The sequence below is a fragment of the Actinomadura barringtoniae genome, assembly GCF_017573505.1.
In the GTDB taxonomy this organism is placed as follows: domain Bacteria; phylum Actinomycetota; class Actinomycetes; order Streptosporangiales; family Streptosporangiaceae; genus Spirillospora; species Spirillospora barringtoniae.
Window position 1 is genome coordinate 196,485 of record NZ_JAGEOJ010000017.1, and the last position, 19,410, is coordinate 215,894.

Below are 19,410 nucleotides of genomic sequence, written 5' to 3' on the forward strand. Positions count from 1 at the left end.
GAGCTCACTTCAGCGTGCCGAACCACCGAAGCGCCCCCGGCAGGCCCACGTACATCGTCGTGAAATGCCGAGCCTTAGGCCCGAAGTCCACAACCTGAGGCCGCACCCCATGCGCACGCAAGGCACGAACGCAACTCCTCGTGTCCGAGTAGGCCACCTGCTCATCCCCGCTCGCCCCGTACAACCGCACCGGCACCTGCGGCTTCCAGTCGCAGGTGCCGTCCGCGTCCCTCATGGCCCGCGCCAGCTTCCCCGACGGATGCAGCAGCCACTGCCGATACCGAGGCGTCAGCAGATCAGAGACCCGCGTCGGTAGCTTCGGACTGATCTGCTCGAAGTCCCCCCGCCCATCGAACAGCTTCTCCATCCGCCCCGCATAAGGCTGCTTGAAAGCCGCACTAGGCGACCCGTACAGCCCATACAGCCGATCCCACGTCGTAATCGCATACGACAGGTAGAAGACCGAAGTCCTCTGATCGAGCCCGCTCTTCGGATTCAGCGCGGCCGGAATCTCCGCGCGCCGCAGATCGTACGGCCCGCTGATAGGCGCAAGCGCCCCCAGCCGCAGATACCGATCCTTCCCGCCCTGCAGCACGCGCCCAAGCGCCATGGCAGCCTGCCCACCCTGCGAGAACCCGGTAACGAACACCCTGGGCTCCAGCGTCCGCCCATGCGAGCCCGCCACCGTCCTCGCCGCCCGCAGCAGATCCAGCGAGGCACTGGCCTCCGATCCCGCATGCCCGTACGGATGGAACCCAGGCCCGAGCCCCAGCCCCAGATAGTCCGGAGCGACCCCCGCATACCCCGCCCCCGCGAACAGAATCGCCGCCACCCGGCTCTGCCCGTCCGCCGCCACCGACCCCGCGATCGACCGAGCCGCATGAGTCCCATGCGTAAAACTCACCGCCCGCAGCCGCTTCCCCCCACCCGCAGGCAACGAGACGACCCCACTGGCCGTAGTAGGCCGCCCCGTGACCGACACCGTCCGATACACCACCCGATACGTGTCGACCCCATACCGAGCCGAAGGCGAGTCGAACGTAGAACTCTCCTCGTGCAGATACTTCCGCACCTGCTCAGGCGACATATGCGCCACCCGTACAGCAGAAACCACCGCCCCCCTCACAGGCGGCTTAACCCCGGCGTGAGCCGGAACACCGGACGCGACCACAAGCCCCGTCCCCAGCAGCGCCACTCCAGCGCGCACGATTGTCATGCCCGAAACGCTAAAAGCCCCCCACCCACCACTCCATGGACTCAAACCCCATCCAGCGGTGTACCTAACAACACCCCGCCCGTTACCGTCTGGTCCGTGGCGCTCCTGGACGCATATACAAATGACGACTATCGGCCGGAATTCAGCACCCTGGTCATCCGAGGCGGCCCATGGACCGCGCCTCTTCCCGCCGAGCTCGCCTACCTGAACTTGGATCTCCTGCACGAGCACGCTTTCGCCGCCTGCCCGCCAGACATCGCGCTCGCAGGTAACGGCTGGCTGCACGGCATCACGGGCGAGCCCAGCCAGGTCACCTTGCAGGCGCACGACAAACCCGTACCGCCAGCCCAAGACCAGGACAGCTGGCAGAACGTGATGGAGTCGCCCTTCCTGACCGCAGGTCTAGGCGTAAGGCTCACCCAGGTCACCACCGACGGACCACAGGGCCGAGTGAGACTGGGACGGCCCGGCCTCTACCGCGTACGCATTTGCCGCTCAGACGCCGCCGGAAGGACCTGGCTGCTGCGGTTCTGGCCGGTGTCCGGCGCCCCCGAACCGCCCCGCTGCCTCACCCGGACCACAGCTGACGATTTGGCCATGGGCTTAGTCGCCACGGCACTCTGGTCGCCCGGCGCCACCGCCAAAACGGACCTGGCCGAGCGCCTCCTGGCCTCGGAGCAGGACATCGACGCCGCTCTTCAGAACGCCCAACACAACAACCTGCTCCACGTCACCGGCGACGCCTCGACTCCCGTCCTGGCGGCCGTGGACCGCCGTTCACCCGAAGAACGCGACCCCGCCCGTCGTCGCAGCGGCGACATCCGCGCCTGGGCGAAAGCACGCGGCATCAAGGTCAACGAGCCCGGCCACATCCCACTCGAGATAGCCGCCCAATTCCAACAGAACACAGATCTCAACGAATGACGCACCGCAGGTATGGCGGGCTCAGGCTCGGATGAGGGTGATCTCGCGGGCGGAGGGGGTTTGGGCGGTGATGGTGGCGGTGCGTTCGTGGATCGGTGCGGCGTCGGGGCGTCGATCGAAGATGACGAGGGTGCCGGTCTTGAGGCCCAGACGGTCCAGGTAGGCGTCTAGCTGTGCCAGACCCTCATCGAGGGGATCGCTGCCGCCTTGGCGCCAGACCTTCAGCTCGATCGCGGTCCATTGGACGGCCCGCTTGCCGTCGGCGTCGGTGAAGGGTTTGCGGACGGTGATGTCGACACGGCGGCGGCCGATGGCGTACTTGCGGTCGATGTGACCGCCGCCGTTGACGACGCGTTGCAGGAACGCCATGAAGACGAGCTGGCAGGCCGCCTCGTGGTAGGTCTCCCGTGCGTCCAGGATCTCGCCGTTGGCCACCCAGAACTGCGTGAACTCTTCCAGGAGTCTGGGCACGTCCAGTCGGCCGTCGGGCAGGACGAAGGCAGACGGGTCGATCTCTACGCGATCTTCGACGTATCGGCTCAAGGCTCGGATGATCGCTTGACGGTAGATCGGGTTGGCGATTCGCAATGGCCCGGTGCGGGTGACCAGACCGAGGTCGCGAACAAAGGGGAGGCCGTAGGGGTTACTGGGCGCTTCAGTGCCCGCGACCATCGGCTCGAGTACGTTCCGCACGTCCTTCTCATGAAGGTCGGTGAGGAGTGCGTCCAGGTGGGTGACGCGTTCAACGATGAGGCGTTCGACGGCCTCTTCCATGTGCCGGTCGGTGATCAGTTCGGATGTCACCTTTCGAGTGACCTCGTGGGCGAGGGCGTTGACCAGCCAGGGCTGGCCCTGGCTGGCTTCATATGCCCACTGCACGGCCTGATCGGTGAAGCTGTGGCCGGTGTGCTGTGCGTACAACTGCGCGACCTGGGCGAAGGTGAAGTCGTCAAGCCGCAATGACTCGGCCTTGATGTTGACGTGATCGCGCACGTCCCGTTGGCCGCACAACGCGACAGAGCGGGGGAACGGTCGCGAGGTCCGCGAGGCGTACCCGTCGCGCAACTGTCGCAGCACGGTGATCAGGCTTTGGCCGCACAGCGTGTCGATCTCGTCGAAGAACAGCACGAGTGGACGAGGGCATCGCTCGGCCCAGGTCTGCAGAGCTCTTATGAGCATGCGGTCGGGTGTCGCTGCAGGCCATGAACTGGGCGGCATGAAGTGCGGCGGCAACTTGGTACCCATCGCCGCGTTGCGCATCACACCCAGTACGGCAGCCTGCGCACGGGCAGTGTCTTCGCCTGCTGTCGCGCCGGTTTCGCAGGAGAACCTGATCGCCAAGTAGTCGCCGGAGGCAGTCAGGTCGCGGGCGAGCCCTTCGAGCGTGGTGGTCCTGCCTGTCTGGCGTGGGCCCTGTAGGACGAAGCTCAGCCTGTCGTTCACCAGCTCACGCGCTCTGGGCAGCCTCGGCTCCGATGCCAGCATGTAATGCCTGCTGGGGTCGCATGGTCCCGCAGTGTTGAAGAACTTCACCCTACGTACGCTATCGACTACATATGTGATGCGGGTGGGGGGTTCGGCTTGTCCCCGGTGGACGGGCTGGTCGCCCACCGGGGAGATCAGTCGGTTAGAAGCCGGCGGTGATTTTGGTGAACTCGAAGGTGGGCTGGTCTCGGTTCACGGACCAGAAGGCCAGGCGGGCCAGGCCCTTGGACTTGGCCCAGTCACGGATCTGGGTCCAGATGGCGGGCGTGGTCTGCTCGCCCTGGTCGGAGGCGCCGTTCATGCCGGAGATGCCCATGTGGGAGTAGGCGGTGGCGTCGGACCAGCCGAAGGAGGACTTGAGGGAGTTCTTGAGGCCCTCGGAGGCGTTGACGGTGTTGCCGTACATGTCGTTACCGCCGCCGAAGTCGAACGGCATGATGGTGAAGACGTCGACGTTGGCCTGGAGGGCGGCGGCGCGCTGGATGAGGCGGTTGCCCCAGTAGTTCGGGCCGGTGGTGGTGGTGCCGAACGTCAGGATGGTCTGGATGCTCGGGTCGTTCTGCTTGATGATCTTCATGGCGCCGAGGATGCGGTCCTGGACGGCCTCGGACTCGAACTCGTCGGTGTTCTCGATGTCGATGTCGATCGACTTGAGGCCGTAGGCGTCGATGACCTTGCGGTAGGCGGCGGCGAGGGAGGTGGAGTCGGGGCAGTTGGGGCCGAGCTTGTTGCCGCTCCAGCCGCCGAACGAGGGGATCACGTCGCCGCCGGCGCCGTGGATCTGGGAGATGGCCTGGGCGTCGACGCCGCCCTGCAGGGGCCGGCTGCCGTCCCAGGCGGGGTTGCAGCCGCCGCTGGAGAGGATGAACGCCATCGTGAACCAGCGGATGCCGGTCGAGTTCATGACGGTGACCGGGTTGGGCGGGTCGCCCCAGCCTTCGTAGAGGTAGGGGGCGGCGCGCTTGCTCGCGGGCGGGGGAGTGGTGCAGCCCGTGGTGGTGCCGCTGACCGAGCCGCTGGCGGGGGATTCGCCTGCGGTGTTGTACGCCTTGACCGTGTAGGTGTGGGACGTGCAGGTGGCCAGGCCGCTGATGGTGGCGTTCGTGGCGGTGGTGGTTGCGCGGACTGTGGTGCCTTCGTAGACGCGGTAGCCGGTGACTGTGCCGCTGGACGCGGACCACGAGAGGCTAAGGGACGTGTCGGTCTTGGCTGTGACGGTGGGGGTGCCGGGTGTGCCGGGGGCTCCGGGTGGTGGTGTCGTTCCGCCGGAGCAGGAGGCGCCGTTCAGGGTGCAGTTGGTCGGGGCGCCGGAGCCGCTGGCGACGAAGCCGAACGTGACCGAGGCCCCCGCGGCGATGGTCGCGTTGTAGTCGCGGTTGGTGAACGTGGCGTGCTGGCCCGACTTGGCGAGCAGGGCGTCCCAGTACGTGCCGATGGACGTGCCGGAGGGGACGTCGACCTCGACCTTCCAGCCGTTGATGGCCGAGGTGGTGCCGTTGGTGATCGTGTACTTGCCCTCGTAACCCGACCCCCAGTCGGAGGTCTTGGTGAACGTGGCGGTCGCCGTGCCGGCCGCGTGCGCGCCGAGCGGCACGAGCAGGGCGAGGAGGAGCGCGCAGAGCGAGGTGAGGATGATGGAGGGGAGATGTCGTCCCATGGTCGCTCCCAGCGAGGAGACGCGGACAGGCTGAGGTCCCCCGAGGGCGATTTATAGGAAGGTTTCCTATCAATCGACCGTACGTTAACCGTGCCGGTCGGTGGTGGCAATCCCTCCGGTCAAGCCCGCCCGGCCGGGCCGGCGAACCAGCCCAGCCTGCGGACCGAACCAGTCGAAAATCATCACAATCCGCCGATGGAGCGGGTGTTATGACGGCAAGTTATGTCGGCTGCCTCGTGCCTCGCCGGAAACGACCGGCCAGGGACTCGATCGCCGCGGCCTGATGGCTGCGATGGCCGAACGCGCCCGCGATGCCGCCCGGCAGGAAGAGGACGACCACGATGAAGACCACGCCCAGCAGGAACAGCGGCTGCGAGAGCGGCGCGCGGAGCGGGGCGGGCAGGTCGTGCACGAACGACGTCGTGGCGAGGGCGGTCAGCCGGTCGTCGAGGAAGTGGTAGAGAACGCCGCCCGCGACCACGCCCCAGCGGCTGCCGAGCCCGCCGAGGACCACCATGACCAGCACGGTGAGGCTGAAGTGCGCGTCGCTGATCTGCTGGGTGGAGCTGCCGATCACCAGGAGATAGGCGACGCCGCACAGCGTCGCCAGCGTTCCGGCGACCGTGAACAGCAGCAGCCGGACGGGGAACGCGGCGATGCCGAGGACCGTGGCGCGCTGCTCGTTCTCGCGCAGCGCCTTCGCCGCGCGGCCCGGCTCGGACGAGGCGGTCCAGCGGACCAGGCCGTACACCACGATCAGCAGGCCGAACGACAGCCAGTAGAGGTTGCGGGTGTTCGCGACCCCGACGAAGGCCTGCGGGATCTTCGCGGTGTCCAGGCCGAGCCCCTCCTCGCCGCCGGTGTAGTCGCCCGGGTCGAGCAGGACGAGCACGGAGGCGGCCTGGGCGAACGACAGCGTCACCATCGCGAACGCGATCCCCTTCACCCGCAGGCTGAGGGCGCCGACCGCGAGGGAGACGACCACGCCGACGCCCAGCGTGAGCAGCACGGCCGGGATCAAGGACAGGCCGCCGTGGGTGATCACGATGTTGCAGACGTAGACGCCGAGCGCGAAGTAGAGCGCGTGGCCGAACGAGAGCAGCCCCGCGTGCCCGAACAGCAGGTCGTACGTCAGCGCCAGTGCCCCGAAGACCAGGCACAACGCCATGAGCTGCAGCGTGCCCGACGTGCTGAACGGCCCGGGAAGCAGGCCCTGCACCCCGACCGGGATGAACGGCAGCACCGCGAGCAGGATGAGGACGGCCCCGCCGAGCGCGGCCTTTCTGGTCGTCATTGGGTCACGCTCCGGAAGAGCCCTGCGGGCCGGGTGAGCAGCACGAGCGCGAGCAGGGCGAGGACGGACAGGTCCCCGACGCCCGTGGCGTAGTAGTTGAGGAACTGCTGCAGAAGACCGACGATCACCGCCGACACGGCCGTCCCGACGAGGGAGCCGAGGCCGCCGATGACGATGACGATCAGCGCGAAGATGAACAGCGAGGTGCCGACGCGCGGCTGGACCTGGCCGAAGTACGAACCGGCGATCACGCCGCCGAGGCCCGCCGCCGCGCCGCCCAGCGCGAAGACCAGGGTGAACGCGCGCCGCACGTCGATGCCGAGCGCGGTCACCATCGCGCGGTTCTCGACCCCGGCGCGGATGATCAGGCCGTAGCGGGTGCGCCGCAGGAACGCCATGAGCGCCGCGAGCACCAGGACGGCGACGACGATGGCGAGGAAGCGGTTGCCGCGGATCGAGCTGCCGGCGATCTTCGCCGTGGAGGTCGCCCAGCCGGGGGAGTGGTAGCCGCGCGGATCGCTGCCGGCGGTCTCCTCCAGCAGCGCGACGAGCGCGAACGACAGGCCCACGGTCACCAGGAGCTGCGCGTGCTCGTTCCCGTACAGCGGGCGGATCAGCAGTAGCTCGGTGACGACCGCGGCCGCCGCGCCCGCGAGCGTTCCGGCCAGCAGCATCAGCACGAAGCGGCCGGTGCCGGGCTCGCCGTCGCCCGCGACCAGGTATCCGGCGTACGCGCCGATGGTCAGGAAGACGCCGTGCGAGAAGTTCAGGACCCGCATCAGGCCGAACGCCAGCGAGATCCCCGCCGCGATGAGGAAGTAGAGCGCGCCGAGCGCGAGCCCGGTGATGGTCAGCAGAACGACCGTGCTCACGCGACCGCCCCCTCGGAACGGCCGACGCCCAGCAGCCGCCGCGTCAGCGCCTCGTCGGCGAGCAGTTCCGCGGCACTGCCGGTATGCACGACCTGGCCGTGGTCGAGGACGATCGCGTCGCGCGCGATGGCCCGGACGATCTGGATGTTCTGCTCGACCAGCACGAGCGTGGCGACCTCGGCGGCGCGGCGCAGGGCCTCGGCGACCTCGCCGACGACCTTGGGCGCCAGGCCCTTGGTCGGCTCGTCGACCAGCAGCAGCCGGTGGTCGTTGATCAGTACGCGGGCGAGCGCGACCATCTGCTGCTGCCCGCCCGACAGCGTCCCGGCCTGCTGCCGCGAACGCTTCTTCAGCTCGGGGAACAGCCCGAAGACGAAGTCGTCGTGTGCGCCGCGTTCACCGAGCTCGGCGAGCCGGAGGTTCTCCTCGACGGTGAGCCCGCCGAACACCTCGCGGTCCTCGGGCACATAGCCCACACCGTGCTTCACGATCGAGAACGTGCGCGTGCCGTTGATGGGCGTGCCGTCGAGGCTGATGTCGCCGGTCGCCCGCACGAGCCCCATGATCGCCTTGAGCGTCGTCGTCTTGCCGACGCCGTTGCGGCCGAGCAGCGCGGTGACGCCGTCGCGGGCGACGCCGAACTCGATGCCCTGCAGGATGTGCGAGCCGCCGATCCGCACGTGCAGGTCCGCCACCTCGAGCAGTGGGGTGGGAGGAGAGGCCGTCATAGCGGCTCTCCGAGGTAGGCGGTCTGAACGGTCTCGTTGGCCATGACCTTCTCCGGGGTGTCGAACGCCAGGAGGCTGCCGTGGTGCATCACCGCGACCCGGTCGGCCAGCCCCAGTACGACGTTCATGTGGTGTTCGATCAGCAGCACGGTGCGGTCGGCGCGCAGTTCGCCGATGAGCTCGGTGAGCTCCGGGACGTCCTCCGCGCTCATCCCCGCCATCGGCTCGTCGAGCAGGATCACGGCCGGGTCCTGGGCGAGCACGAGGGCGAGCTCCAGCTTGCGCTTGTCGCCGTGCGACAGCGACCCGGCGAGATCGCTCGCACGTGACGCGAGGCCCACGCGCTCCAGGCAGTCGTGCGCGACGCCGTCGGCCGCGGAGTCCCGCCCCGCCCGGCGCAGAACGTTCATGACCCCGCCGAGGTGCGTCTTGGCCGCAAGCCGCACGTTCTCCAGAACGGGCAGTGCGGGGAACACGCTGGAGGCCTGGAAGGTGCGGCCGAGCCCGAGCCTGCCCCGCCTGTGAACGGGATACCGGGTGATGTCCCGCTCGCCGAGCCGCACCGTGCCGCCCGTCGGGCGATACACGCCGCTGATGAGGTTGAAGAGCGAGGTCTTGCCCGCTCCGTTCGGCCCGATCACCGCCACGAGCTCGCCCTGCCGCGCCGACAGCGAGACGTCCTCGACGATGACGGCCGACCCGATCCGGAACGTCAGTCCCTCGGTCTGAAGCGCGACCGCGGCCTTCACTCCCGACCCAGCGGCGACGCCGGTGCCGCCGGCGACGCCGGTGTCGCCGGTGTCGGCTGCGCGCGTGCCGGTCACTTCGCCGCCGACGGCGCGGTGTCGTTCGGGCCGAGCGCCTTGACCAGCTCGGGCTTCCAGCTCGCTCCGTCCTTGACGAGCTTGGCGACGAGCATCGGCTGGAGCATGGCGTGGTCGGAGGCGCGGATCTCGAAGTCGCCCTTCGGCCCCGTGAACTTCCAGCCCTCCAGCGCGGTGGTCATCTTCCCGACGTCCGTGCCGCCCTGGCCGACGGCCCGGTCGATCATCTGGGCGGTGGTGAAGCCGTTGACGCTGATCTGCTCGTTCGGGCCGCCGTTCTTCTTCGCGCCGTCGATGAGCGCGGTGTCCTCGGCGCTGTTGACCGCGCCGGGGAAGTAGCGCGCGTAGTAGACGATCTTGCCCGCCGAATGGCCGAACGCGGCGTACTCGCCGGTGAGGGGCAGCTCCGCGGTCGCCTTCGCGCTGTCCAGCACGCCCTGCTCGTCGAGCGCCTGGAACATCTGCGCCTTGCCGGTGCCGGCGAACGCGACGAAGAGCACGTCGGGCCGCGCGGACTTGACCTTGATCGCGAACGGCGTGAAGTCCTGCGCGCCCATCGGGACCGAGATCGAGGCGGCGGGCTTGGGCAGGCCCTCCTTCTCCAGGTAGGCGTTCAGCGTCTGGCCGTAGGTCTGGCCGAACGTGCTGTCCTGGCCCAGCAGCACGACTCGCTTGCCCTTCAGTCCCAGGTAGTTGGCGGTGGTCGCGATCTGCTGCCAGGTCTGCATGCTGGCCCGGAACGTGTAGTCGTTCGCGCCGGTCAGCTTGTCGGTCGATCCGGACGGGATGAAGACGACCTTGTTCTGCTGGGCGAGCGGGGCCAGCTGGAGTCCGATGCCCGAGTCGACCGGGCCGACGATGAACTTCGCGCCCTTGCCGATCAGCTCCTTGGCCTGGGAGATCGCCTTGGCCGCGCCGCCGCCGCTGTCGACGTAGGTGACCTCGACCTTCCGGCCGCCGAGCTTCCCGGTGCCCTTGGTCACGTGGTCGAGACCGGCCTTGAAGCCCGCCGTGAACTGCTTGGCGTAGTTGGCGTAGCTTCCGGTCGCCTCCTGGATCACGCCCACCTTGATGGTGTCGTCGGCCGAGGACGCCGTGGAACAGCCGGCGGCGGAGACCAGGGTGGCGCCCGTGATCCCCAGGGCCACCGTCGTCGTGAGTCGCATGTGAACCCCTCATCGGATAGTGCAGGCATCATGCTTCATGCATCAAATAGCCCGCAAGGGTCAGACCTGGATGAGTTGACATCTTCATGCATCATGCATGATGTTGTCCATGGGTTGACCGAAGGGACACAGATGACCACCGAAGTTGTCGAGTACGAGCGGCGCGGACGGGTCGCCGTGGTGACGATGAACCGGCCCGACTACCGCAACGCGCAGAACTCCGCGATGACGTACGCGCTGGACGAGGCCTTCTACCGGGCCGCCGCCGACGACGAGGTCGCGGTGGTCGTGCTCGCGGGCGCCGGTCCGCACTTCTCCGCCGGCCACGACATCGGAACGCCCGGCCGCGATGCCGACCAGAGCTTCCAGCGCAAAGCAGGCCTGTGGTGGGACCACGTGGGCAAAACCGGGGGAGAGAGCCGCTTCGCCCGCGAGTCCGAGGTCTACCTGGGCATGTGCCGCCGCTGGCGCGAGCTGCCCAAGCCCACGATCGCCATGGTGCAGGGCGGCTGCATCGCGGGCGGGCTCATGCTCGCCTGGGTGTGCGACCTCATCGTGGCCTCCGACGACGCGTTCTTCGCCGATCCCGTCGTACGCATGGGAATCCCGGGCGTCGAGTACTTCGCGCATCCCTGGGTGATGCCGCCCCGCGTCGCCAAGGAGTTCCTCTACACCGGCGACCGCATGCCCGCGTCCCGCGCGTACGAGCTGGGCTGGGTCAACCGGATCGTGCCGCGCGCGGACCTTGAGACCGAGACCCACGTGCTCGCCGAACGCATCGCACGCATGCCCCGCTTCGGCCTGTCCCTCACCAAGAAGGCCGTCAACCAGGCCGAGGACCTGCAGGGCATGCACGCCGGGATGGACTCGGTCTTCGGCCTGCACCACCTCGCCCATGCCCACAACGCCGAATCCGGCGGCGACTCGCTCGCCGGTCAGGACGCCAAGACGATGAAGGGGAACTGATGGACCTCGCCTTCACCAGCACAGAAAAGGCGTTCCGCGCGGAGGTACGCGCCTGGCTGACCGCCAACGGCCCGGGCCGGTTGCCGTCCATGGACACTCCCGAGGGCTTCAAGCTGCACCAGGAATGGGAGGCGGCGCTGCACGAGGCCGGGCTGGCCGTGGTCACCTGGCCGAAGCGCTATGGCGGGCGCGGCGCCTCCCTCACCGAGTGGCTGATCTTCGAGGAGGAGTACTACCGGTCCGGCGCCCCGATGCGGGTCAGCCAGAACGGCATCTTCCTGCTCGCCCCCTCTCTCTTCGAGTACGGCACCGACGAGCAGCGCGACCGTTTCCTGCCCGCGATGGCGCGCGGCGAGCAGATCTGGGCGCAGGGCTGGTCCGAACCCGAGGCCGGCAGCGACCTGGCCGGCATCCGCAGCCGCGCCGAACGCGCCGACGGTGGCTGGAGGCTCAGCGGCCAGAAGATCTGGAGCACCCGCGCGACCCACGGCCACTGGCTGTTCGGCCTGTTCCGCAGCGAGCCGGGATCCACGCGCCACCGCGGCCTCACCTACTTCCTCGTGCCGCTGGACGCCGAGGGCGTCACGGTGCGCGGCATCCGGCAGCTCGACGGCGAGCCGGGCTTCGCCGAGGTGTTCTTCGACGAGGTCTTCGTCCCGGACGAGAACGTGCTGGGCGAGCCCGGCCAGGGCTGGCAGGTGGCGATGTCCACGACCGGCTCGGAACGCGGCCTCACGCTGCGTTCCCCGGGCCGCTTCCTCGCCGCCGCCGACCGTCTCGTCGACCTTGCCCGCGCCACCGCGCCCGGTGAGTCCCTGCGCGCCGACGTCGCGCGGGCCTGGATCGAGGCCGAGGCGTACCGGCTCTACACCTTCCAGACACTGACCCGGCTGGAGGCGGGGGAGGCGATCGGCCCCGAGTCCAGCATCAACAAGATCTTCTGGTCCGAGATGGACCTGCGCTTGCACGAGACCGCGCTCCGGCTGCTCGGCCCCGACGCCGACCTGCCCGGCACGGCCTGGGCGGACGGCTTCCTGTTCGCGCTCGCCGGGCCCATCTACGGCGGAACGAACGAGATCCAGCGCAACATCATCGCCGAACGCGTCCTGGGCCTGCCGAAGGAACCGAAGGAGAAGACCCGATGAGGCTGGGACTGACGACCGAGCAGCGCGACTTCGGCGTCGCCACCGCCAAGCTCCTCGCCGGGCAGAACGGCCCGGAGCGATGGGCCCGCCTCGCCGAGCTGGGAATCCCCGGCCTCCTCGTTCCCGAAGAGCACGGCGGGGCGGACGGCGACGACGTCGACCTGCTCGCGCCGATCGAGGCGGCGGGCTACGCGGCCGCGCCCGAGCCGCTGATCGAGACCGCCATCGCGACCGGCCTGCTGCGCGGCAGTCCACTCGCCGGGACATGGTTGCCCAAGGTCGCCGGGGGCGAGTGTGTCGTGGCGGTCACCGAGCCCGGCACCTCCCACGCGGTCGCCGCCGACCGCGCCGCGCTGGTCCTTGTCGAACGCGGCGGCGCCTGGCACGCGGCGACGGACTTCACCACCGCCGAACGGCCCTCACTCGATGAGGAGCGCCGCCTCTTCACGGTGTCGGCACAGGCCACCGAGCCGCTGCCCACCGCCGATGCCGCGACCGCCTTCGACCGGGGCGCGATCCTCACGGCCGCCTACCTGCTCGGTGTCGCCCGCCGCATGATCGACATGAGCGTCGAGCACGCGAGCACGCGCGTCCAGTTCGGCCGCCCGGTCGGCTCGTACCAGGCGATCAAGCACCAGTTCGCCGACGCCCTGGTCGCCGTCGAGTTCGCGCGCCCCTCGGTCCACCAGGCCGCGTACTCCCTGGCCGCGAACGCACCCACGACCTCGCGAGACGCCTCGGCCGCCAAGTCGCTGGCCGCCGACGCCGCCCACCGCGCCGCCCGCACGGCCCTCCAAGTGCACGGGGCGATCGGCTACACCGTCGAGTGCGAGCTGCACCGCTGGCTGCGCCGCACCTGGACCCTCACCTCCTCCTGGGGCGACGCCGACCATCACCGGCTCCGCGTGGCCGCCCTCCTGATCGACGAAGACGAGGCGGTACGTCTCCCGTGACCCGACCCGACCTGCTCACCGCCCTCACCGCCCCCCGCGCCATCGCCGTCATCGGCGCGTCCGCCGATCCGGACAAGCTGTCGGGCCGCCCGGTCGCCGGTCTCCTGGAGGCCGGCTACGAAGGCCGGATCGTCTGCGTCAACCCGGCCAGGGACGAGGTCCAGGGACTGCCCTGCCACCCGACCCTCGCCGCCGCGGGCGGCCCGATCGACCTGGCCGTCCTCACGGTTCCCGCGTCCCGCGTCATGGCGGCGCTGCACGAATGCGCCGAGGCCGGAGTCGCGCTGGCCGTCGTCTTCGCCTCGGGATTCGCCGAGGCGGGCGAGGCCGACCTCCAGGACGAGCTGGCCCGCCTGGCGGAGAGCTCGGGCATGCGGATCCTCGGGCCGAACTGCATCGGTGCGATGGCGCTGAAGAACGGCGTCGTCGCCTCGTTCTCCCGCGCTCTGCACGGCCTGGAGCCGGTCATCGGGCCGGTCGCGCTGGTCAGCCAGAGCGGCGCGTTCGGCGCCTGCGTGCTGTCGGCCGCGCAACAGGCGGGCATCGGCGTGCACTCGTTCGTCAACACCGGCAACGAGGCCGACCTGACCGTCGCCGAGGCGATGACCGCGCTCGCCGAAGATCCCGAGGTGGGCGCGCTGCTCGTCTACACCGAGGGCGTGAGCGACGGGCCGGAGCTCCTGCGCGCCGCCCGCCGCGCCCGCGAGCTCGACAAGCCGGTCGTCGCGATCAAGGTCGGCCGCACGGCCGAGGGCGCTCTGGCCGTCGCCTCCCACACAGGTGCGCTGACCGGGTCCGACGCGGTCTACGACGCCGCGTTCGAGGCCGCCGGGGTCGTCCGCGTCGACGGCATGGCCGACCTCGTCGACGCCGCGCGGATCCTCACCGTCGGCAAGCGGGCGGCGGGCGACCGGCTGACCGTGCTGTCCATGTCCGGCGGCGTCGGCATCCTGATGACCGACCTCGCCGGTGAGCTCGGCCTCCGCCAGGCCGAATGGGACGCCGAGTGGCAACGGCGGATGGCCGCCGTCATTCCGTCCTACGGCTCGGCGGCCAATCCGGTCGACATGACCGCCCAGCTCAACACCGAGCCCGAGATCCTCGCCTGCGCGCTGGACATCGCGTGCGCGCATCCGGGGACCGACGTCATCGCGGTCTTCATCGGAGTCCTCGCGGGGGATGCCACCGAGCTGGTCGACGCCCTCGCCCGGGTCGAGACCGACAAGCCGATCGTGGTCGCCTGGACCGGTGGCGACGGCACGCCGCTGCGCCGCCTCACCGAACGCGGCGTGCCCGCCTACGACGACGCGAACCGCGCCCTTCGCGCGCTCGGCATGCTCGTACGCCATGCCGGCGGCTCGGCCACCCCCGCTCCCACCGAACCCGATCCGGCCCGTACCGCCGCCGCGATGAAGGTGATCACGCGCGCCCGCGACGCGGGCCACAAGCAGCTCGACGAGGCGCAGAGCAAGGAGCTGCTCCGCGCCTACGGAATCCCCTGTACGCCCGAACGCCCCGCCACCACCCCCGGCGACGCGGTCACCGCCGCGGCCGAGATCGGGTTCCCCGTCGCGGTCAAGCTCCTCTCCGCCGACGTCGCCCACAAGTCCGACCTGGGCGGCGTCAGCCTCGGCCTCACCGGCGAAACGGCCGTACGCGACGCCGCCACCGAGATCATGAACCTGGCCCGTGACGCCGGGATCGGCGACGTGCGCCTCCTCGTCCAGCGGATGGCGGCCCCCGGCGTCGAGCTGATCGCCGGTGCCCGCGTGGACCCCGTCTTCGGGCCTGTGGTGATGACGGGCCTCGGCGGCGTGTTCGTCGAGGTGCTGCAGGACACCGCCCTGACCCTCGCGCCCGCCGAGCCCGGACGGGTCCGTGAGATCCTGCGTTCCCTGCGCGGGAGCGCTCTGCTCCACGGCGTGCGAGGCCGTCCCGCCGCTGACGAGGAGGCGATCGTGGACATCGTGGTGCGGCTGTCGGAGCTGGCGGCCGACCTGGCCGGCGAGCTGGCCGAGATCGACATCAACCCGATCATCGCGGGGGAGACCGGTGCCCTGGTCGTGGACGCCCTGGTGGTCCTGCAGTGAAGGTGTACGCCCATCTCACCCAGGTGCCCATCGACCAGGTGGTCGAGCTGGCCCGGCTGGCCGAAGAGCTCGGCTTCGCGGGAATCTCCCTGGCCGACCATCTCGCCGCACCGGAGCAGATCTCCACCCCCTACCCCTACGGCGACGCCCCTTGGAAGGACGCTCCGCACTGGGGCGATCCATGGGTGGTCGCGGCCGCGTTGGGCCAGGCCACCCGGACCCTGCGCGTTATGACCAGCGTCTACGTGCTGCCGCTCCGCCATCCGCTCGCGGTCGCCAAGGCCGTCGCGACCGCCGCCGTGCTGACCGGTGGCCGGGTGTCGTGCGGCGTGGGCGCGGGCTGGTTGCGGGAGGAGTTCGTGCTGGCCGGGCAGGAGTTCGAGGGACGCGGCGGACGTCTCGACGAGGCGATCCAGATCTGCCGCCTCGCCTGGTCGGGCGAGCCCGTCGAGTTTCACGGCGAGCACTACGACCTCGACGCGTTCACCATGCGTCCCGCGCCCGCCGAACGCCCGCCGATCCTCATCGGCGGTGCGGGCCCTCGCGCCCTGCGCCGCGCGATCGAGCTGGGCGACGGCTGGATCGCCCCCGCCCAGAGCGGCCCCGAGCTGGCGGCCAACATCACCGAGCTCCGCACCGCCCGCCCCGAGGGCTTTGAGGTCGTTGCCTGGAGCGACAACGGCCGAGATCTGGGCGAACTCGCCCAGGCGGGTGCCGACTCGGTCAGGCTGCGCCCGCAGAAGCTCTACTCCGACCTGCCCGACGACCCCGCCGCCGCCATGCGTCGCTTCGCGGCAGAGGGGCTCTGACTCAACCGGCCCAGAAGCCGCGCTCGTCCAGGTGCTCCACCAGCAGGTCCCCGGAGTGGACCATGTGCTCGTTCATCGCGGCCCGTGCCGCTTCGGGGTCCTTCAGGCGCAGGGCTCCGAGGATCACCTGGTGGTCCTCGACGGCGATGCGGTTCCAGCCCTGGATCACCGCGTGGAAGCGGCGCGGGGTGTACTTGGTCGCGGTGTCGATCATCCAGGTCAGCTTGGGCGCCTCGGCGGCCACGTAGATCTCGCGGTGGAAGAGGAAGTTGAGCTCGTCTATCTGATCGGGCCTGGCCGACTTCGCGTCCTTCTCGATCAGTTCCTGGACCCGCTCGATCTCGCCCAGCCGTTCCGGCGTGAGCTTGCGGGCGGCGCGCGCGGCCAGCTCGCCGGCCAGCACCCCCTGGGCGAACGCTATGTCGCGGATGTCCGCGGGACTGAGCTGCGACACCGCGAACCCCTTGCGGGGCGCGAGCTCGACGAAGCCCTCGCCGCGCAGCGCCATCAGCCCTTCCCGCGCGGGGGTGATGCTGATGTCCAGGTCGCCCGCGATGCGTTCGACCCGGACGTACTCGCCCGGCCTGACCTGCCCGGACATGATGAGCTCACGGGCGTAGGAGGCGGCCTCGTCGCTCAGCTGAGGCCGTTCCTGCCGCCTGGGCACCACGCCGTCCGTCACGAGCGTTCCTCCCTTTCATGCATGAAGCATGATCTGTGCCCCCATTCTGCCAGCTCCGCGCTTCGGGCACGCGGAAACCCCGACGCGGCGGCGTGATCTGGCCGACAGTGACGGCGCCGATCTTCCTCGGCGGGGCGTGGCTTACGGTGTTCGAGTGAACGTTTGCGTCTTCTGCTCCGCCGCCGACCTCGACGAGCGCTACGTCAAGCCCGCCCGCGAGTTCGCCGAGATGCTCGGCTCCGGCGGGCACACCCTGGTCTGGGGCGGCTCGGACACCGGGCTGATGAAGGTCATGGCCGATGGCGTGCAGCGCGCCGGCGGGCGGCTGGTCGGGATCTCGGTGGAGTTCCTGGCACCGCTGGCCCGGCAGAACGCCGACGAGATGGTGATCACCCGCGACCTGGCCGAGCGCAAGGCGCGCATGCTCGCCGCGGCCGACGCCGTCGTGGTCATGGTGGGCGGAACGGGCACCCTGGACGAGGCGACCGAGATCCTCGAGCTGAAGAAGCACGGCCACCACGCCAAGCCGGTGCTGCTGCTCAACACCGCCGGTTTCTACGACGGCATGATCCAGCAGCTGCGCCGCATCGCCGACGACGGCTTCCTGGCCCGGCCGCTCAACGAAATGATCGCCTTCGCCGACAGCCCCGCCGCCGCGATGGCGGCTCTGACGGGTGGCGTGGGAAAACCTGGTGAAAGCGCCTGATTCGCACTGCTACGGTCGTGCCTGATTTCGAAAGGGGGCGCGACACCAGTGGCGACGAAGCTGAATCAGATCATCGCGGTCGAGAAGGGCGTGAAGAGCAAGTCCTTCCAGGACCTCACGGACGCGCATCACCAGGTACAGAAGGCGCCGCTGCTGTCGGGCATCTCGCGTACGTACCAGCCCAAGGACGAGGAGGGCGAGCAGCTGCCGCCCGAGTCGACCCGGGTCCAGGTCAAGATCGACGACGTGCTCCGCGACGTGGCGACGTCGCTGACCAGGCTCTTCGACGTGACCGCGACCAAGGACTGGGCCAACATGCAGGCCCGCGCGGACGTGAAGGTGGACGGCGACACCCTCCTGCGCGACGTGCCGGTCTCCTACCTGCTCTTCCTGGAGAAGCAGCTCAAGGACCTGCACACGTTCGTGAAGAAGCTGCCGGTGCTGGACGCCGCCGAGGCCTGGACGCACGACGCCTCGACCGACGTGTGGCGCACCGAGCCCGTGCGGACGGTGAAGACCAAGAAGGTCCCGCGCAACCACGTCAAGGCCGAGGCCACCGAGAAGCACCCGGCGCAGGTCGAGGTCTACTACGAGGACATCCCGGTCGGCACCTGGACCACGGTGAAGTTCTCCGGCGCGCTCCCGGCCAAGCGGGTGAACGACCTGCTCGCGCGCGTCGAGAAGCTGCAGGACGCGGTCAAGTTCGCGCGCGAGGAGGCCAACGGCGCCGAGGTCACCGACCAGCGGATCGGCGACGCCGTCTTCGGCTACCTCTTCGGCTGACGGCCCGCGGCGGCACGACAACTCAATAGACCCCCTCCGCCCGAGCGCGGAGGGTGCGCAAGGAGCGCAAGCTGAAACTGAAGTTGAAGCTGAACGGGACAAGGTCCAGTGCGGGTTCGAACCCCGCCTTCCCCATTCGCGGGGAAGTAGCCCAAATGGCAGAGGCGCCGCCCCTTAATCTCAGACTCTCGCTCCAGACTCAGCATTCGCCGCCGATCACCGGATCGCGCGGACGTGGACGAACACCCTCGAGATGCCGGTTCGAGTCCGGCTCGTCCAGCTCGATGGACGATGGCGTAACGGCAACGCGCGAGGGCTCTTGAGACTGATCCACGTTCAAAGACGTGCCGGTGTGCCAATTGGGCGGCAATTCAGGGGCCCGGGGGGCGGCAAAACCCCCGGGCCCCGCTCCATGCGCTGGGGAACCGCATCCAGATCGTGGTGCGATCACCGTCCGCGTGCAGCCCCCAGCCGCCCGTCAGCGCGTTGATCAGATGCATGCCCCGCCCGCTCTCCACGCCCGGCCTGCGCAGGTGCGGCCGGTCCCCGTTCGCGCCGTCGTCGGTCACCTCGGCGAGCAGCACGCCCGGCGCCGCCGCCAGCGTGACGGTGATCTTTCCGCCGCGCCCGCTGGCCGTGTGCGCCACCCCGTTGGTGAACGCCTCGTTCACGCACGTGTTGACGTCGTCGACCGCGGGATGGTCGGCGCCGAGCGTGTCGCGCACGAAGCGGCCGATGTGCGCGGCCGAACGTTCGTGGCCGGGGAGCGTGAGCGAGGCGATGACCGCCCGCTCGGAGTCGCGGGTTTCCTTCGGTGGCATCGGGCGCCCTTCTCGTCCTGTCGATGTCACCGATGAGACTGGTCGTACCGAAACAGGAAGAGAACGGTTTTCCATGGTCTGGCGAGGACCACAGGATCAACGTTCACCAGGTGGCGCGTGATGCGGCGCTAGGCCGCCAGCCTGCGGCGGAGCACCGCGCACAACTCGGCGTAAATCATGCCCTCGTCACGAACGGGATCGAATTCAGCCGTGGCGATAAAGACCGGCGGCAGCCCGGCCAGATCCTCTGCCGGCGCCGGAGTCGCGTAAACGTCGGGCATCCCGCCCT

The 19,410-nt window shown here is 69.5% G+C and carries 19 protein-coding genes; 8 read left to right on the top strand and 11 right to left on the bottom strand.

The window, feature by feature from the left end; translation table 11 throughout:
• Nucleotides 1–4 precede the first annotated feature (4 nt).
• A complete protein-coding gene (locus tag J4573_RS37305; protein WP_208260810.1) occupies nucleotides 5–832 on the bottom strand; it encodes a dienelactone hydrolase family protein in 828 nt (275 codons plus the stop codon).
• A 480-nt stretch (nucleotides 833–1,312) separates the two neighbouring features.
• On the opposite strand from J4573_RS37305, the gene J4573_RS54560 reads away from it, so the two are divergent.
• The gene (locus J4573_RS54560) at nucleotides 1,313–2,140 is read left to right on the top strand and encodes an Lsr2 family DNA-binding protein (RefSeq protein ID WP_243774170.1); all 828 of its coding nucleotides are present in this window, start codon (nucleotides 1,313–1,315) and stop codon (nucleotides 2,138–2,140) included.
• A gap of 21 nt (nucleotides 2,141–2,161) precedes the next feature.
• On the opposite strand, the gene J4573_RS37315 is transcribed toward J4573_RS54560, so the two are convergent.
• The 7 genes from J4573_RS37315 to J4573_RS37345 form a co-directional block, all read right to left on the bottom strand.
• Nucleotides 2,162–3,673: a hypothetical protein gene (locus J4573_RS37315; RefSeq protein ID WP_208260811.1), complete on the bottom strand. Its 1,512-nt coding sequence runs from the start codon at nucleotides 3,671–3,673 to the stop codon at nucleotides 2,162–2,164.
• A 94-nt stretch (nucleotides 3,674–3,767) separates the two neighbouring features.
• Entirely contained in the window at nucleotides 3,768–5,282 is a 1,515-nt protein-coding gene (locus tag J4573_RS37320; protein ID WP_208260812.1) for a cellulose binding domain-containing protein, read from the bottom strand.
• A gap of 220 nt (nucleotides 5,283–5,502) precedes the next feature.
• Complete coding sequence (locus J4573_RS37325) at nucleotides 5,503–6,576, bottom strand: branched-chain amino acid ABC transporter permease (protein ID WP_208260813.1); 1,074 nt, start codon at nucleotides 6,574–6,576, stop codon at nucleotides 5,503–5,505.
• Entirely contained in the window at nucleotides 6,573–7,448 is an 876-nt protein-coding gene (locus tag J4573_RS37330; RefSeq protein WP_208260814.1) for a branched-chain amino acid ABC transporter permease, read from the bottom strand. The genes J4573_RS37325 and J4573_RS37330 overlap by 4 nt, the downstream gene beginning before the upstream one ends.
• Nucleotides 7,445–8,176 (bottom strand): ABC transporter ATP-binding protein, encoded by a 732-nt coding sequence (locus J4573_RS37335; RefSeq protein ID WP_208260815.1) that lies wholly within the window; start codon nucleotides 8,174–8,176, stop codon nucleotides 7,445–7,447. Before J4573_RS37335 ends, J4573_RS37330 begins: the two co-directional genes overlap by 4 nt.
• Nucleotides 8,173–9,000, bottom strand: a complete 828-nt coding sequence (locus J4573_RS37340) for an ABC transporter ATP-binding protein (RefSeq protein WP_307797205.1) — start codon at nucleotides 8,998–9,000, stop codon at nucleotides 8,173–8,175. Before J4573_RS37340 ends, J4573_RS37335 begins: the two co-directional genes overlap by 4 nt.
• Complete coding sequence (locus tag J4573_RS37345; RefSeq protein ID WP_208260816.1) at nucleotides 8,997–10,166, bottom strand: ABC transporter substrate-binding protein; 1,170 nt, start codon at nucleotides 10,164–10,166, stop codon at nucleotides 8,997–8,999. The genes J4573_RS37340 and J4573_RS37345 overlap by 4 nt, the downstream gene beginning before the upstream one ends.
• A 132-nt stretch (nucleotides 10,167–10,298) precedes the next feature.
• Here J4573_RS37345 and J4573_RS37350 point away from each other — a divergent pair, with 132 nt between their 5' ends.
• From J4573_RS37350 to J4573_RS37370, 5 genes are read left to right on the top strand one after another with little or no spacing between them, the layout of a single operon-like run.
• The gene (locus J4573_RS37350; protein ID WP_208260817.1) at nucleotides 10,299–11,132 is read left to right on the top strand and encodes an enoyl-CoA hydratase; all 834 of its coding nucleotides are present in this window, start codon (nucleotides 10,299–10,301) and stop codon (nucleotides 11,130–11,132) included.
• A complete protein-coding gene (locus tag J4573_RS37355; protein ID WP_208260818.1) occupies nucleotides 11,132–12,277 on the top strand; it encodes an acyl-CoA dehydrogenase family protein in 1,146 nt (381 codons plus the stop codon). The genes J4573_RS37350 and J4573_RS37355 overlap by 1 nt, the downstream gene beginning before the upstream one ends.
• A complete protein-coding gene (locus J4573_RS37360; protein WP_208260819.1) occupies nucleotides 12,274–13,230 on the top strand; it encodes an acyl-CoA dehydrogenase family protein in 957 nt (318 codons plus the stop codon). The genes J4573_RS37355 and J4573_RS37360 overlap by 4 nt, the downstream gene beginning before the upstream one ends.
• Nucleotides 13,227–15,320 carry an acetate--CoA ligase family protein gene (locus tag J4573_RS37365; RefSeq protein WP_208260820.1) on the top strand — a complete coding sequence of 698 codons (2,094 nt, stop codon included), beginning with the start codon at nucleotides 13,227–13,229 and terminating at the stop codon, nucleotides 15,318–15,320. Before J4573_RS37360 ends, J4573_RS37365 begins: the two co-directional genes overlap by 4 nt.
• Nucleotides 15,317–16,129 (top strand): TIGR03619 family F420-dependent LLM class oxidoreductase, encoded by an 813-nt coding sequence (locus J4573_RS37370; protein ID WP_208260821.1) that lies wholly within the window; start codon nucleotides 15,317–15,319, stop codon nucleotides 16,127–16,129. The genes J4573_RS37365 and J4573_RS37370 overlap by 4 nt, the downstream gene beginning before the upstream one ends.
• Before the next feature lies 1 nt (nucleotide 16,130).
• Here J4573_RS37370 and J4573_RS37375 read toward each other — a convergent pair whose 3' ends face one another.
• The gene (locus tag J4573_RS37375) at nucleotides 16,131–16,811 is read right to left on the bottom strand and encodes a GntR family transcriptional regulator (RefSeq protein WP_208260822.1); all 681 of its coding nucleotides are present in this window, start codon (nucleotides 16,809–16,811) and stop codon (nucleotides 16,131–16,133) included.
• Between the two features lie 154 nt (nucleotides 16,812–16,965).
• Between J4573_RS37375 and J4573_RS37380 the strand changes: the two genes are divergently transcribed.
• Together J4573_RS37380 and J4573_RS37385 are read left to right on the top strand one after the other, a co-directional pair.
• The gene (locus tag J4573_RS37380; RefSeq protein WP_208260823.1) at nucleotides 16,966–17,517 is read left to right on the top strand and encodes an LOG family protein; all 552 of its coding nucleotides are present in this window, start codon (nucleotides 16,966–16,968) and stop codon (nucleotides 17,515–17,517) included.
• 48 nt (nucleotides 17,518–17,565) lie between these two features.
• Nucleotides 17,566–18,300 (top strand): DUF7873 family protein, encoded by a 735-nt coding sequence (locus J4573_RS37385; RefSeq protein ID WP_208260824.1) that lies wholly within the window; start codon nucleotides 17,566–17,568, stop codon nucleotides 18,298–18,300.
• A gap of 371 nt (nucleotides 18,301–18,671) precedes the next feature.
• Here the strand turns inward: J4573_RS37385 and J4573_RS37390 are convergent, their stop codons facing one another.
• Together J4573_RS37390 and J4573_RS37395 are read right to left on the bottom strand one after the other, a co-directional pair.
• Nucleotides 18,672–19,121 (bottom strand): ATP-binding protein, encoded by a 450-nt coding sequence (locus tag J4573_RS37390; protein WP_208260825.1) that lies wholly within the window; start codon nucleotides 19,119–19,121, stop codon nucleotides 18,672–18,674.
• Nucleotides 19,122–19,249: 128 nt separating this feature from the next.
• Nucleotides 19,250–19,402: an alpha/beta hydrolase fold domain-containing protein gene (locus tag J4573_RS37395; RefSeq protein ID WP_208260826.1), complete on the bottom strand. Its 153-nt coding sequence runs from the start codon at nucleotides 19,400–19,402 to the stop codon at nucleotides 19,250–19,252.
• Nucleotides 19,403–19,410: the final 8 nt, after the last annotated feature.